Source organism: Bartonella sp. AC10YNML (genome assembly GCF_042196825.1).
In the GTDB taxonomy this organism is placed as follows: domain Bacteria; phylum Pseudomonadota; class Alphaproteobacteria; order Rhizobiales; family Rhizobiaceae; genus Bartonella.
Genome location: NZ_JBHIRA010000055.1, coordinates 1 through 1197, shown reverse-complemented (window position 1 = coordinate 1197; position 1197 = coordinate 1). Strand labels below are relative to the sequence as shown.

Sequence of the window (1197 nt, the reverse complement as noted above, 5' to 3'; positions counted from 1 at the left end):
AGAAAATTTTGCAAAAAAGCTGCACGCATAGTGCAGCTTTTTATATATTTGCTTTAAAGGTAGACGTTTTAAAGCATGAAAGTGTCTTTACGGCTTCTATAACCATAATAGCCAAAAACACTGGAAATTACGGCACCTATCAAGCTTCCTAAAAAGCCCCACCATCCCATATTGGAGGCTGTTTTTGTGGCTTTAGTCGCAGTGTTTTTTGCTCCCTTGATCGTATCCTCAAGATTGTCTGAGAGTGTTTCAGCCCGTTCTTCAAGGGCTTTGATGGCTTTTTCAGTTTTTTCCTCTGCGCTTTGATAGAGTTGAACGGCACGGTTGGCTGCTGTTTGTGCCTCCGCACGGGTCATGCCATCCTTCATAAGCGCATTGATGATATCGCTTCGATTAAATTTTGTCGTGAGATCTTCTACACGATCAGACAGGCGTTCACCAAGATTTTTTAAAGTGGTGCGATAGTGAGAAGGATCATTTTTGAAAGCTGTTATCGCAGAACCAATATCATTGAGTGCAGCCTGATAGGTTTGTTTTAAGCGATTAGCATTGAGAGCAGGAATGTCGCTTTTATTGAGAAGGGTGTGCAATTCATTGCCAAGTTGGTCAAAATTGATGCCATCGTCACTGTTTTTTGCAAAAAACTTTTCAAGACTTTCACTGTTTAATTTTGCAAGTATAGGGGAAATATTGTTTTTGAGGCTGTCAACGGTTTGTTGGACCATGGAGCTGTTTTCTAGAGCGGTTTTAGCCCCTATCTTTGCTGTACTAGAAACCACGTGGATGGCTTGGAGGGTCATCAGCAATGTTATGAGAGCCCAAGTGAGAAAGCCATGAAGAGTCCCTGAGGTTTCAGCAAAACGTCCAGCTACAAAGCCTCCCAAGGCTAGGCTAATCAGTGTAACGATAACAGACCCCACGCCAAAGGAGAGGAAAGAGCCTTCAAATGGGGATGAAGAAGTGAAATCCATTTGGCTTAAGCCTAAAGCGGCGACTAGAAAAGAGAGGCAGATTGAGGTAGCAAGAGCCGTCACCAGTCCCGCAAAGATCGCGGACCATGAAATGGGTGTGTGAAAGAATGGATACTTTTCTTCTAGAGATGTTTCTCCTAGAAAATTGGTATCGAATGGTGTGTCTTCAGGAATGCGAGTTTCCATGTTTTATCTCCTTGAATATGCTGGAGATACAATGCCTTTT

At 42.9% G+C, this 1197-nt stretch carries 1 protein-coding gene; it reads right to left on the bottom strand.

Annotated features, from left to right (window positions below):
- Positions 1–68 precede the first annotated feature (68 nt).
- On the bottom strand, positions 69–1157 hold the full coding sequence (locus ACFINA_RS09570) for a DUF3792 domain-containing protein (RefSeq protein ID WP_375615518.1): 1089 nt from the start codon (positions 1155–1157) through the stop codon (positions 69–71).
- Positions 1158–1197: the final 40 nt, after the last annotated feature.